Source organism: Bacillus sp. 22483, assembly GCF_052044605.1.
GTDB lineage: Bacteria > Bacillota > Bacilli > Bacillales > Bacillaceae > Bacillus > Bacillus altitudinis.
The window spans coordinates 385,062-398,331 of record NZ_JBQENU010000001.1 but is presented as its reverse complement, the minus strand read 5'-3'; the positions used below and the strand labels follow the sequence as shown (position 1 = coordinate 398,331).

General features: G+C 42.1%; 16 protein-coding genes. 7 read left to right on the top strand and 9 right to left on the bottom strand.

What is annotated here, in order from left to right:
- The first annotated feature begins 9 nt into the window (after positions 1-9).
- Genes sbcD through ACTJJQ_RS02050 form a run of 3 tightly spaced genes read left to right on the top strand, consistent with a single transcriptional unit; the run spans position 10 to position 4,894 of the window.
- Positions 10-1,185, top strand: a complete 1,176-nt coding sequence (sbcD, locus tag ACTJJQ_RS02060; RefSeq protein WP_144678940.1) for an exonuclease subunit SbcD — start codon at positions 10-12, stop codon at positions 1,183-1,185.
- Positions 1,182-4,577 carry an exonuclease subunit SbcC gene (gene sbcC, locus ACTJJQ_RS02055; protein WP_440599906.1) on the top strand — a complete coding sequence of 1,132 codons (3,396 nt, stop codon included), beginning with the start codon at positions 1,182-1,184 and terminating at the stop codon, positions 4,575-4,577. Before sbcD ends, sbcC begins: the two co-directional genes overlap by 4 nt.
- 17 nt (positions 4,578-4,594) lie before the next feature.
- Complete coding sequence (locus ACTJJQ_RS02050; RefSeq protein WP_017360217.1) at positions 4,595-4,894, top strand: hypothetical protein; 300 nt, start codon at positions 4,595-4,597, stop codon at positions 4,892-4,894.
- A gap of 47 nt (positions 4,895-4,941) precedes the next feature.
- On the opposite strand, the gene ACTJJQ_RS02045 is transcribed toward ACTJJQ_RS02050, so the two are convergent.
- From ACTJJQ_RS02045 to ACTJJQ_RS02010, 8 genes are all read right to left on the bottom strand, one after another.
- A complete protein-coding gene (locus ACTJJQ_RS02045; RefSeq protein ID WP_003211468.1) occupies positions 4,942-5,160 on the bottom strand; it encodes a spore germination protein in 219 nt (72 codons plus the stop codon).
- A gap of 22 nt (positions 5,161-5,182) precedes the next feature.
- Positions 5,183-5,617: a spore germination protein GerPE gene (locus ACTJJQ_RS02040; protein ID WP_024720023.1), complete on the bottom strand. Its 435-nt coding sequence runs from the start codon at positions 5,615-5,617 to the stop codon at positions 5,183-5,185.
- Complete coding sequence (locus ACTJJQ_RS02035) at positions 5,617-5,793, bottom strand: germination protein GerPD (protein WP_003210893.1); 177 nt, start codon at positions 5,791-5,793, stop codon at positions 5,617-5,619. Before ACTJJQ_RS02035 ends, ACTJJQ_RS02040 begins: the two co-directional genes overlap by 1 nt.
- A complete protein-coding gene (locus tag ACTJJQ_RS02030) occupies positions 5,790-6,404 on the bottom strand; it encodes a spore germination protein GerPC (RefSeq protein WP_008348607.1) in 615 nt (204 codons plus the stop codon). Before ACTJJQ_RS02030 ends, ACTJJQ_RS02035 begins: the two co-directional genes overlap by 4 nt.
- A 31-nt stretch (positions 6,405-6,435) precedes the next feature.
- On the bottom strand, positions 6,436-6,669 hold the full coding sequence (locus ACTJJQ_RS02025; RefSeq protein ID WP_035392485.1) for a spore germination protein GerPB: 234 nt from the start codon (positions 6,667-6,669) through the stop codon (positions 6,436-6,438).
- Between the two features lie 14 nt (positions 6,670-6,683).
- The gene (locus ACTJJQ_RS02020; protein ID WP_003211745.1) at positions 6,684-6,905 is read right to left on the bottom strand and encodes a spore germination protein; all 222 of its coding nucleotides are present in this window, start codon (positions 6,903-6,905) and stop codon (positions 6,684-6,686) included.
- Positions 6,906-7,032: 127 nt separating this feature from the next.
- Positions 7,033-7,194: an aspartyl-phosphate phosphatase Spo0E family protein gene (locus ACTJJQ_RS02015; RefSeq protein ID WP_008348605.1), complete on the bottom strand. Its 162-nt coding sequence runs from the start codon at positions 7,192-7,194 to the stop codon at positions 7,033-7,035.
- A gap of 122 nt (positions 7,195-7,316) precedes the next feature.
- Positions 7,317-8,411: a CotH kinase family protein gene (locus ACTJJQ_RS02010; protein ID WP_440599905.1), complete on the bottom strand. Its 1,095-nt coding sequence runs from the start codon at positions 8,409-8,411 to the stop codon at positions 7,317-7,319.
- Between the two features lie 202 nt (positions 8,412-8,613).
- On the opposite strand from ACTJJQ_RS02010, the gene cotG reads away from it, so the two are divergent.
- From cotG to ACTJJQ_RS01995, 3 genes are all read left to right on the top strand, one after another.
- The gene (gene cotG, locus ACTJJQ_RS02005; protein WP_440599904.1) at positions 8,614-9,174 is read left to right on the top strand and encodes a spore coat protein CotG; all 561 of its coding nucleotides are present in this window, start codon (positions 8,614-8,616) and stop codon (positions 9,172-9,174) included.
- 127 nt (positions 9,175-9,301) lie between these two features.
- Positions 9,302-10,207, top strand: a complete 906-nt coding sequence (locus tag ACTJJQ_RS02000; RefSeq protein WP_440599903.1) for a fumarylacetoacetate hydrolase family protein — start codon at positions 9,302-9,304, stop codon at positions 10,205-10,207.
- A 91-nt stretch (positions 10,208-10,298) separates the two neighbouring features.
- Entirely contained in the window at positions 10,299-10,667 is a 369-nt protein-coding gene (locus ACTJJQ_RS01995; protein WP_007499115.1) for a YisL family protein, read from the top strand.
- Positions 10,668-10,705: 38 nt separating this feature from the next.
- Here the strand turns inward: ACTJJQ_RS01995 and ACTJJQ_RS01990 are convergent, their stop codons facing one another.
- Positions 10,706-11,233, bottom strand: a complete 528-nt coding sequence (locus tag ACTJJQ_RS01990) for a DUF2777 family protein (protein ID WP_335364267.1) — start codon at positions 11,231-11,233, stop codon at positions 10,706-10,708.
- 156 nt (positions 11,234-11,389) lie between these two features.
- On the opposite strand from ACTJJQ_RS01990, the gene asnB reads away from it, so the two are divergent.
- On the top strand, positions 11,390-13,231 hold the full coding sequence (asnB, locus tag ACTJJQ_RS01985; protein WP_420952219.1) for an asparagine synthase (glutamine-hydrolyzing): 1,842 nt from the start codon (positions 11,390-11,392) through the stop codon (positions 13,229-13,231).
- Positions 13,232-13,270: the final 39 nt, after the last annotated feature.

The following is a 13,270-nucleotide window of genomic DNA, read 5'->3' as shown; positions in this document are numbered from 1 at the left end:
GTGAATCACATGAGGATTCTGCATACAGCGGATTGGCATCTAGGGAAAACCCTTGAAGGCCGAAGCCGGCTTGAGGAGCAAGCTGAGTTTTTAGATGAATTAAATCAAATCGTCAAGGATGAACACATTGATGTCGTTGTGATGGCAGGCGATGCCTTTGATACCGTGAACCCTCCTGCTCGCGCAGAACAGCTTTTTTATGAAAGTTTGTCTGCATTATCTGATAAAGGAAAGCGTCAGGTGGTTGTGATCTCTGGCAACCATGATAACCCAGACCGTTTATCAGCCGCATCTCCTTTAACGAATGAGCAGGGGATTCATTTAATTGGATATCCGACAAATGATTTAATTCATGTCGATGTTTCTTCTGCAAGTGAACGTCTATCTATTGCCGCACTCGCTTACCCGTCTGAAGCAAGGTTAAACGAGGTGCTGGCTGAAACATTTGAAGAGAAACTGCTTCGTGATCAGTACAATTTAAAAATACAACAAATGTTTCAACATTTAAGCAGCCAATTTCAGGCGGATACGGTCAATATCGCAACAAGTCATATTTATGTGGCAGGTGGCAGTCAAACGGATTCGGAAAGGCCTATTGAAGTGGGAGGTGCATATACCGTTGCGGCCGAAAGTCTGCCTGAGGCGGCTTGTTATGTCGCATTGGGGCACTTGCATCGCCCCCAAACCATTAAACGTGCCAAAACGATTGCCCGCTATTCTGGATCTCCACTTGCATACAGCTTTTCTGAAGCAGGCTACGCCAAATCAGTCACCATTGTGGATGCAAAACCGAATGAAACAGCAAGTTGGAAAGAAGTGTTTTTATCAAGCGGTAAACCACTTATGAAGTGGAAGGCGACTGAAGGGCTGAGCCAAGTACACAGTTGGCTGGATGAAAAGCGGGATCTTCAAGCCTGGATTGATTTAGAGATTCACTTAACAGATCAGCTGTCGATCGAACAAATTCATCAGCTTAGAAAACAGCATAGTGGATTTGTCCATATTAGACCAAAGTTTAAAGAGTTACAGCAAAAAGAAGAACAAAAACAAGTGGAAAAACTCTCGATTGAAGAGCGGTTCGTGAAATTTTATGAGCGTCAGACAGGTGGAGGTCTACCTGATGAAAAAACTGTCAAGCTATTTTTAGAGCTTGCCAATGACATGCAAGAGGAGGAAGCGAATTGAAGCCGATCACGCTAACCATTAAAGGACTTCATAGCTTCAGAGAAGAGCAAACCATTGACTTTAGCTCCTTATGTGATGCAGGTGTGTTTGGTATTTTTGGACCGACTGGAAGCGGAAAATCGTCCATATTAGATGCCATGACACTCGCACTCTATGGCAAGGTCGAACGTGCACTCAATAATACGCATGGTATTTTGAACCAAGCTGAAGAAAAGCTGTCTGTCTCCTTTACGTTCGCTTTGCAAAGGGAACACCATATTTCTTATAAAGTGGAACGTGCCTTTAAACGGGCAGATGAAATGAAGGTTAGAACGACGTTATGCCGATTGATTGAAATTGGTGATACGCAGACAGTTCTTGCAGATAAAGCAAGTGAGGTCAATCGTAAAATAGAAGAATTACTTGGTTTAACCATTGACGATTTTACGAGAGCGGTTGTTTTACCCCAAGGAAAGTTTGCGGAATTCCTTTCATTGAAAGGAGCCGACAGACGCCAAATGCTGCAGCGTTTGTTTAATTTGGAGAAATATGGTGATCAGCTCGTCAAACGTTTACGCGCAAAGGCTCAAAATCACTATGGACAGAAAAACGAACTGCTGGCTGAACTGACAGGATTAGGAGAAGCTGGTCCAGAGGCATTAGCGAAAGCTAAAGAAGCAGCTGCGCAGGCGCAAGCCATTTTTCATGAGAAAAAACAAACGCGGGACGAAGCGTTCACTGCTTTTACAAAAGCACAAGCCATCTGGCAGTATCAAAAGGAACAAGAAGCGTACGAGAAGGAACAACACAACCTCAATCTGCTGGCATCCACAATGGAAGAGAAAAAGAATCAACTTCACATTGCAGAGCAGGCAGAGACATTAAAGCCTTATGCGGATGCATTAACAAAGGCTGAAAAGCAGCTCTCTCAAGCATCAAAAGAGAAGCAGGAAGCAGAAAAACATTTACTTCATCAACGAACGATCTATGATCAAATGACGCAGGAGTATGAGCAAACGCGGCAAAAGAAAATGGAAAATGAGCCAGAGCTTCTTCAAAAGAAAGAGCAGCTTCTTCAATTAAAAGAAATTGAACGAAAAAAAGAAACAGCACTTCAGGAAAAGACCGTACTAGAGCAGCAAAACAATGAAAAAGCGCAGCAATTGACTCAAAAAAAAGCGGAAGCCGAAAACCTGCAATCTTTATTAGAGCGTGCGCTTGCGAAACAAACACAGTTGAAGCATGAGCTGGAACAATTACAAGTCTCTGTCAAAGAGCGGAAACTTGTACAAGACGCACTTCGTTTCAGTGAAAATGTTCAAAGAATGAATGTGAGCATTCAAAAGGAAGAACAAAAAATTGAAGAGCTAAGACAGCGTTCAGCAAAGGCGACACAATCGTATGAAAAGCTTCAAAAACAGCAAAAAGATCATCATGAAAAAATAAATCAATCGTTTCAAGCGATAGAGCAATTGTATTTTTATGTATGTGAATTTGAACGAGGTCTTACAGAATGGAGTCATAAAGAGCAGGACAAAAAACAAGAAAAATTAAAACAGCGTGATGTTGTCAGATCGGCAGAATTAAGAAAAGAATTAGCGGCAGAGCTAGTAGACGGTGAACCATGTCCTGTTTGTGGATCGATTCATCATGATCCAAAGGCTGTGATAGACAATGACCATGAAGAAACGGTTGCCCAAATTGATGAATGGATTGTAAAAATAGATAAAGAGCTCAAGCTGGCAGAGGAATATGCTAGAGACATGTTTGCTGCAAAGCAGCTGCTTGAAACGCATGCCAATCAATTAGTTAAACAGTTCTCCTTTTTATCTCAAAAAGCCCCCGATTCGGAAGTAGCTGCAGCAGTAGAAGCAGTACAGAATCCGCAGTCTTTGCACCAGCTGATTCAAGAATGGAAAGGCGTAAAACAAGATATTCAAGCAATCGAAAGCAAACGAGCTTGTTTAATGGACGTCACTTATGATCAAGCGGCAGAAATGAGCAAAGTAAAAGATCAACTGACATTTGAACAGCAGCGCATGCAGGAATTAGACATGTTGATCAAGGAGCTTCGATCTGAGCTTTCCGATCAACTGACGCAATTTGAACAGACCTTTCCTCACCTGACAATCAACCAAGTGCAGGAAATGCAGCAACAAATTGACGAAAAGGATCAACAAGCGGAAGGTTATCAAGAGCGTATTGAGAAGAGTATTTCTTTTCTAGAGGAAAAACAGCAGGCAAAAGAGCATCTGCAAACAGCTATATACGATCTAGAGAAGGAACTCGATAAGCTGGCGCATCAGCTGGGAAGCCAGCAACACCTGATCGACCAATATGAAACAGATTTACAGCGATATCCTTTAAAAGCGGCTTCTCTTTCTGATGAACTGGACGAAGTTCAACAATCTATTGCTCATCTAAATGAAAAAGAACAGCAATCGTACGAGCAATTTAAGCATGCACAGCAATTATTTAGTGAGGCGCAAAGCCATTTCTCAAGCAGTGAACGTCAGCTCCAAGAGGCTAAGCGGCGAAAACAAGAAGCTGAGAAAGCGTGGCAAAAAGAAACAGCATCTACTCCTTTTGCTCATCCTCAGGAGATAGCACCTGCTTTAATGGATCGATCTGTACGTCTTACAGTCAAACAGGAAATTGAAGAATTTGAGGATAAAAGAAAGCAATGTGCAGCAAACTTAAAGCGAATTTCTGAACTGTTAAAAGGTGAGTCGCTGGATGAAGACGAGTGGACAGACATTCAACTAAAAAAAGAAGCGGCGGAAAAAGCGCTTGAAGAAGCGACAGCGCTGAGTGGATCTGCACAGGAGCATCTGCGAGTGATTGAAGCAAACCATCAGCGCTTTGCAAGCATTCATGAACACCTTGAAGAACTGCAGCAAGAAATTGACCGGCTGGATAAGCTTCAAACGGTGTTTAAAGGGAATACATTTGTTGAGTTCCTAGCAGAAGAACAGCTAGAAAGTGTCAGCCGTGATGCTTCTCATCGTCTTGGGATTTTGACAAGACAAAGGTATGCCATTGAAGTCGATTCAGAGGGCGGTTTTGTGATACGGGATGATGCCAATGGAGGTGTCAGACGTCCGGTATCCAGCTTGTCTGGGGGAGAAACTTTCCTGACGTCTTTAGCCCTTGCCCTTGCTCTGTCTGCACAAATTCAGCTGAGAGGTGAGTTCCCGCTGCAATTCTTCTTCTTAGATGAAGGATTTGGTACACTCGATCAAGACTTGTTAGATACGGTGATTACAGCATTAGAGAAGCTACAATCTCAAAATTTAGCTGTTGGTGTGATCAGCCATGTGGAAGAATTAAAGATGAGACTGCCAAAGAAACTGATTGTCCACCCAGCAGATCCAAGCGGGAAAGGAACAACAGTCTCGATGGAATTAATGTAAAGTGAGGTGATCTCAGGATGGCAAAGCAAACGATTGGATTATGTGAGCTGTGCGGAAGACAAGAGGTCGTCCTTACAGAACATCACTTAACGCCAAGAGAAGAAGGAGGGGCCTTTCTACCGACTGCCTTCCTGTGTATCCCTTGCCATAAACAGGTACATGCTCTTTATACAAACCAGGAGCTTGCCGCACGTTTGAATACGCTGGATGCCCTAAGACAAGATGAAAAGCTTGTTCCGTACATCAAATGGATTCGAAAGCAGCCGGCAAGCAAGCTGGTCAAGACAAAGAAATCAAGACAACGCAGAAAGAAATAAGCATAAAAAAGCGCTCCTCTAAATGAAATGAGTGTAGAGGAGCCGCTTTATGCATTGCCTACCATATTCTGATCATTTAAGTCAGGATCCACATAGTTGGTGGCGCTAATGCCATTATTTAAAATCAAGAAATCTCCGGTATTCCCCGCTCCAGAGCCTAAAGCAGATTTTGAAGAACTTTTAGGCGAAAGATAAAATGAGTCACCGACGTTTACGACGCCCCCAGAAATCGAGTTAATGTAAATGGGTCCGACAATTGCTGGCATAATCGACATCCTTTATTCGAAGTCATATCACCATCATATGCGCAGGTAGGTCCAATTGTGAGTTTGGCGGATGTTCGTCATTGTTGCTAAATAACTCTCGAATATGCTTCACTCGCGCAACGGCATTTATTCCGCACGTAGAGCCAATTTGATAGATAGAGGAGGAAGAGACCCCTTCTACATGAATGGACGACACTTTAATGAGAGGCTTTTCATGATAAAAGGCCGTTCTAACCGCTCGTTCTGGCAGCATCAATGGGATCGGCTCATAATACACTTCAAATTCTTTTGCATCTAGGTTTTCAGCTTCATTTCCATAAAATAAACTAATCGTTCGCTGGACAGCTAGCACCTTCACGTTCGGGCAGAGCTCCTGTGTATCACCAATTTGAACAACACTTGAAATCCCGACAGAATTCACCTTCGAGAACTTCACTTGAGATGTGCGCTTAATCATTATCGAGGGGCTAGAGGAACAAACGGGCCAATAATTAATGATTCTGGCGGTGTATCGAAAATCGATGACAGTTGTACATGGTCCGTGTCCCCGATAATAAATAGGGAGGAGGACGATACCCCAACTACTTTAATGCTTCCAGTTTCGATGTTGCGGTTGACGACTGTGAAATTCATCCGTTTTCCTCTCCTTTCGTTTCATTTGGAATATGGGCTAAAAAGTGCTCGATTGCCCGTTTGACATCATGTTTCACGTATTCAGCAATTTGCTCGGAACGTTGAAGCGGGGTCATATCTTCCCTTTGTGGCAGCTGCCCGGCATAATATTTGATTCTGCTGTCTATTTGTTTTCGAATGTCCTCAATGATATGGTGCTTGTTGCTTTCATCAAGCGAGCCTTCGTATCGCTGCTCTAGTTCTTCAAGAAGCTGCGGTGCTTCTTCATTTAAGAATGCATCGACAAGCTGGCGTGTTTGATTGAAAAATTGATCAGCCATTTCTTGCTGCATCATTCCAATTCCCGGGGTTGTTGTTTGGCCCACTTCAAAATTTTGAACACTATTTGGATCAGATGGATTGAGGCCGATATTTAATGTGCCTTCCAGCCGCTCGATTTTCAGTTGATCAAATTGATAATCAATCCGTTCAATCGTTGTTGTCGGTTTATCTTTGATCATTTGCATTTCCTGCTGAAGCTCGTTAAGCCTTTTTTCAAGCATCATGATTTGCTGTGTTTGCTTTTGAATGATGCCATACATTTGTGAAGCGCTGTTTTGATAGTCATACATATGCATACACCTCCGGGGATTGCAGATGAACTTATGTTGTTGGTGACTGAAGCGGTACAAAAGGTGCCGTGCTTGCGCCTTGAGACTCTTCAATTCCTTGTGTGCCTGCTGCGGCAGGTGCTGACTCTACATAGCTTCCGGTGTTATACAGATTGGAGAGTGCCTTGATTGATCCGGCACTGCCGATTTGCAGAACGGATGAGTTACTCACAGACTCCACACGTAAGTAATTAATTTGTATCGCTTGATTAATATAGAAGTTCAATGGATTCTCACTCCTTACAAGTTACCAACAAGCGGTTGATCAATGACATCACTATCATACGTATTTGTCACACTTTTATAGTTGCTAATGCGTAATTGATCACCAGTGTTAAAACTGCCTGCGCCGGCAAACGTTTTAACCTGACTATTTGGAGAAATGGTGATGCAGTCTCCAACATGAACGACTCCGCTCGTTCCGACGGCATTTACTTTAAAGGCTCCAACAATAGCCGGCATAGCGGTGCACATCCTTTAGAAAAATAGGGCACTTCGTTTTTGGGCGTTTCACCATAGCTTATGATGGGTCTTTTAATATGTGATTGTCTTTTTGAAGAACTTTGATGAGAGGAATGAAGTGTATGGTTTACCCTTTATTCGAGCATTCTTTAGAGGTGGTTTTGATGCCTTTATTTAAGAGTGTGTCAAGCTCTTGACTGCACCTGATGGTTTCTTCGGCATTCATTCCGAATTTTTTTGCGGTCTCAATCAAATGTAATCTTTTTTGTTCAATTTCATAATTGATCATAACGGACGCCAACTCTCACATTTTTTATCAAATAGAAGGATATGGTTAGTATACCCTATTTTTCTATAAAAAAAGCTCTTTCGTCAATATGAGAACTAAAGTGACAAAATTCGAAAGTGTGTTTACAGGCGCGATGTCTCTTTTTTAATCTCAGTTTGTAAATAACGTCGTCTTTTGTTGATATACTGTCGGATTAATTCTCGCTCTGAACGCAGCATGTCTTGTCGGTTTTTCGTATATGGATCATCTCCAATTCGCTGCTCAATCGAAGCATGCCATGTCTCAATGATGGGGAGAAGCCGTTTTTCTAAAAAATGTGTATCTAGTACGTGCTGGAAAAGGGCATAATAGTCTCTTTTAAATGCAGGGATGTCTAGTAATCTAGCGGTTAATGTATTGAAACCGCTGACTGGAATATAATCAAACGCCATTTCTTCTCCGTGAATATCACGACCCCAAGTCGCATCATAATCCCAAGGCATTACTTGAAACCTTCCTTGATCATTCACATAAAGCGCATAGTTATGAACAAAGCCATCAAAATTTTGGGTACACACGACACCAATGAGCCAGCGGAAATATTGTGTTACATCAAGATACTGCTCAATCTTATTTGCAAACGTGTCGTCCCTTGCGGTGTTCAAAAAGTAAATAAATTCACTCAGCTGCTTGTCGTGTTCAGAAGTTCCCGTTTTTTTCTCATAACCGAGAAGAAGATGTTTTTTTGGCTTTTTATCAAATGAACTTAAAAGAGAGAAATTGGCGTCATCATCTACAGCATAATAAATGCCGCCTCCATGCAGCTGTCGTTTTTGGAGGAACAGCTCATCTACAGATTCTATTTTTAAATAAATGCCTTCTTTTCTTCCATTAATGGTCAGAAACACATGAGAAGCGGACGGGCTGAACACACCCATTTGTTCAAAGAAATAAAAAGACAACCTGTTGCGAATGAAAGAAGGATCATTGTACTCTGCATTTAAGTGAAAAAGGGATTCGCCTTGTCTTAGCTTTGGTTTTCGATATTCAATTTGATAGGATTTTTTCTTGAGCTTTCGGATGTGTGATCCTCGGTATGAGGCATAAATATGTGACTTCGTTTGGCCGGTTTTCAGAATGGCCTCGACGGGTTCATCGTTCCATACGTCCTTTTTTAATTCCATGAGATCTTTTGGATGAATCCAGATATCCAGTTGTTTTAAAGGTTCTGTGTCCATGCATTCATCACCCTCCTATTCTCCTCCACTATATGAAATTGAAGGAATGTCCTGTACCTTCTGGTAGGTATTCATGGAGTTTTCTAAGAAAGAGGCATTCGCCAAGAACACTTGTCTATCGAGTCTCGTAACATAAAGCAGAGAAGATAAACAGCTTTGTCTGTTTGTTTTGTCAGAGCACAGTTTGGGAGGGGAATTGTTCGTGAGCACATTTGATCATTCGCATATTGAACATGCAGTTGATTCACTTCGAAGTGAGGGGCGTGATCAACACTTAGATCGTGAACCAGAATCGGGACATTCGCACAAATCATCTCGTTCTCGTCATTCAAATCGCCGTCACTGGTTCTTTGGTGGAGGAGGCTGCCGTAAGTCACATCGCAGCAAAAAAAGCCATAAAAGCTATCGCTCTAAAAAAAGTCGCTGCTCAAAGAAAAGTGTAAAGAGCGAGAAACCATGCAAAAGCAAAAAGTCGTATAGAAGCAAGAAATCATGCAAAAGCAAAAAGTCGTATAAAAGCAAAAAGTCATACTGCAGTAAAAAGAGTAAACCAAAAAAATCATGCCGCAGCAAACACAGATCACATCATAAGAAAAGCTGCCGCAAATCACACCGCAGCCATCGATCTAAACGTTCTCATCACCATAAACGGAGTCACTCTTGCCGAAGATGCGGAAAGAAAAAACATCATTCCCGCTATCAAGGAAATGTTGATCGTAAATGGGATCAAGGGAATATGTGGGAGTATCGACGCTACCGCTAAATGTCAGGTCTTCATTTTTGAAACCCTTTTTAAAAGAGAGTATGATAAAAAAGGGTTTTTTTTATTTCGTAGAGAAATAAAAATGAGACATCATAATGTAGTGAAATGAAGATTGTGAGGGGAAGACATGAAGTTTTTTACAGGTGAGATACATAACAGATTGTTTATCGGGGTCGTCATTGATGATGAATGGGTGATGGACGTCAAAAAGGCAGAAGCAAAACTATTTGAGCTAGAAACATTGCCAAACTCTTTATTTGAATGCATCAACATGGGGGACAAGTTTGTCGAACACGTCAAACAGCTTCTTGATTGGGCGGAGAAAAAAGAAGAAGACCGCGGCTCTTATGTCTATCCGCTTTCGGACGTGACACTCCATGCACCGATTCCAAATCCAACGAAAAACATCATGTGTGTTGGGAAAAACTATCAAGATCACGTCATGGAAATGGGAAGTGCGGCAGATATTCCTAAAGACGTGATGATCTTTACAAAGGCGCCTACCTCTGTTGTAGGGCATGAAGCGGACATTCTTCTCCATGAAGATGTGACAAGTGAATTGGATTACGAAGGGGAGCTTGCCATTGTCATTGGCAAAACAGGAAAGAATATTGCTCCAGAAGAGGTCCACGATTACATTTTCGGTTACACCATTTTAAATGATATAACGGCAAGAGATTTACAGAAAAAACACAAACAATTTTTCATCGGAAAAAGCTTAGATACAACTTGTCCAATGGGACCTTATATCGTTCACAAGTCAGTGATCGAGGATCATGGAGCACTCCATGTGGAAACAAAGGTAAACGGAGAGGTTCGTCAGTCTGCCAGTACGGAATTAATGATCTTCCCAATTGAAGACATTGTGTCAACTCTTTCAAAAGGGATGACGCTGGAAGCGGGAGACATCATTGCAACAGGTACACCTTCTGGAGTCGGCAAAGGTTTTGAACCGCCAAAATTTTTAGCCTCAGGCGATCAGGTTGAAGTAACAATTGAACCAATTGGGACGTTATCAAATCGTGTCAAATAAAGGCGTGTTGACACAGGATTGTCGCTTTGTGTTCGACTTATTTCGTGGTACGATGAGAAGGTAATTGTTCTGATAAAGGGGGAAATCACAAATGGGAACACATTTACATATTACAGCGTGGGTGCTAGGTATTATTTTATTTTTCGTTGCCTTTGCATTAGCAGGTAAAAACGATAAAGGCGCTAAAATTGTGCATATGATCGTACGACTGTTCTACTTGATTATTATTGCAACAGGCGTAGAGCTGTATGTTCGCACAGGAATGAAAATCCCGGGTTACGGGGGCGAGTATGTTGGAAAAATGATACTTGGTATTCTTGTGATTGGTTTCATGGAAATGGTCCTTGTACGCAAGAAAAAAGGAAAATCGGTAACGGGTGTATTCATTGGTTTTATCGTGGTTGCTATTGTGACCATTCTGCTCGGCTTACGTCTGCCGATCGGTTTCCATATCTTTTAAGATAAAAAGGGCATTGCTTATCAAAAGCAGTGCCCTTTTTATGTGAGATCAAACTGAGACATCATCCGGTGACCGTCAGACGTCGTCCATTCCAATTGAACTTGATTTGTACCCGAATGATGGTGGCATTGAAGGGCAAGTGATTGCATGTCTCCTGAAAACTGAAAAAAAGACACGCGATGAGAAGGATGGAAGGAAGAGAAGATACAATCATAGACGGAAAAGCCAAGCTGTTCTACATAGTCAATGATCTGATAAAAGACGCTTTCCGGTACGAACATGAGCAAATCAAGCCACCCTTTAGAAAGAGACGCTGTATATTGAATGCGTTCACCGCCTTTTACCTCCATCAACTTCCCATTCTCACAAAGAACGACAGACCCGAGCAATTCTCCTTTTGTCCATCGATCCTTTTCTTTCAAACAGATCATAGAACTTTGAAGGCTTTCAGGCAGCATGATGTCTCCTTCTTCGTCTTCAATCAGACAATGACCGTTTTCCATCAGTAAGTACCCGTTACACCATTTTGGGTGGTTTTGCTGAAGATATGTCATTCGGTTCTCCATTCGCAAAACCTCCTTTCCTCTTTCTTTTCTTACCAAATGAAGCTTGTCCTATACACAGGGGGAAAAAAGGACAAATCAACTATCAAGGAGCCGATGCATAAACTAAGAAAGGCTAAATGAGAACACTTGATGAAAAACGGATGGGAGCTGATGATGATGTGTGGAATAACAGGCTGGGCAGACTTTAAAAAGCAGCTCATCCAACAGGATCATGTAATCAATCAAATGACAGATACATTATCTAAACGAGGGCCGGATGATACAAATACGTGGAAAAGTGAGCACGTTCTTTTCGGCCATAAACGGTTAGCCGTTGTCGATGTTGAAGGCGGAAAGCAGCCGATGACATATACCCATCAACACCATGATTATACGGTGGTATACAATGGAGAACTCTATAACACGGAGGATATACGAAAAGAATTATTCAAAAGGGGGCACCGCTTTCTTGGGCATTCTGATACAGAGGTTCTTCTTCACGCCTATACAGAATGGAAGGAAGAGTGTGTGACCCATTTTAATGGAATTTTTGCATTTGTCATTTGGGATAGTGAGCGTGAATTATTATTTGCAGCGAGAGACCGGCTCGGTGTCAAGCCATTTTTCTATACAGAACGTCATCATTCCTTTTTGTTTGGCTCAGAAATCAAAGCACTTCTGGCTCATCCTGAAATGAAAGCCAAAGTGGATCATGAAGGGTTATCAGAAATCTTTGGTTTAGGGCCGTCTAGAACACCAGGGCAAGGCGTATTTAAAGGGGTGAAAGAGCTGAGACCTGCTCATGCCCTAACCTTTTCAAAAGATGGTTTGCGTGTGTGGAGGTACTGGAATGTCAAAAGCAAGCAGCATACAGATTCGCTGGATGACACCGCTCAGCACGTGAAGGAACTCTTTACGGATGCTGTTACAAGACAACTTGTCTCTGATGTGCCTGTATGTACGTTTTTATCGGGCGGTGTGGATTCTAGTGCCATTACGGCCATTGCCGCCAAGCACTTTGAGAAAATAGGGAAAGCCCCGCTGCATACGTATTCCATTGATTACGACGGAAATGATCAATTCTTTGAAGCAAGTCAATTTCAGCCGAATGCTGACGGCCCGTGGATTGATCGAATGACCAAAGCGTTTCAAACGAATCATCACAGCTGTATCATTGGGCAAAAAGAGCTGGCTTCTTATTTGAAAGAAGCGGTTGAAGTGCGAGATTTGCCGGGGATGGCAGATATTGATTCTTCCTTACTATGGTTCTGCCGAGAAATTAAAAAGGATTTTGTTGTTGGTTTATCAGGTGAATGTGCAGATGAAATTTTTGGAGGTTACCCATGGTTTCACATGGCAAGCGAAACCAATGGATTTCCGTGGATGAGATCAACGGAAGCACGCATTCAGCTTCTTCAAGACTCATGGCAAAAGAAATTATCACTGAAGGAATATGCGCAAAGCAAATATGAAGAAACCGTGGCAGAAACCCCTCTTTTAGATGGGGAAACTGGAGTAGATAAAGCCCGAAGAGAACTTTTTTACTTAAATATGATTTGGTTTATGACAACACTGCTGGATCGAAAAGATCGTATGAGCATGGGGGCGAGCCTTGAGGTACGTGTTCCATTCGCAGATCATCGTCTTGTTGAGTATGTATGGAATATTCCTTGGAAAATGAAAATGTATGGAAATCGGGAAAAAGGGGTTTTGAGAAAAGCATTAGAGGGAATTTTACCGAATGAAGTGCTTTATCGCAAGAAGAGCCCTTATCCGAAAACACATCATCCTGCTTATACTCAGGCGGTAAAAGAGATGTTAACAGATTGTCTCGCGCAAAAGGATTCTGTGCTTCATGAATTTTTAGATCCACATCAATTAAAACAGCTGATTGAAACAGAAGGGGCTTCTTTCCAGGTTCCTTGGTATGGTCAGTTAATGAAAGGCCCACAGCTCATTGCCCATTTGGCACAGATTCATCATTGGTTTGAAACATATCGAATTGATATAGAAGCATAACAAAGGGTCGGCTTTCTTGCACTTGTTGAAAGGAAGTCG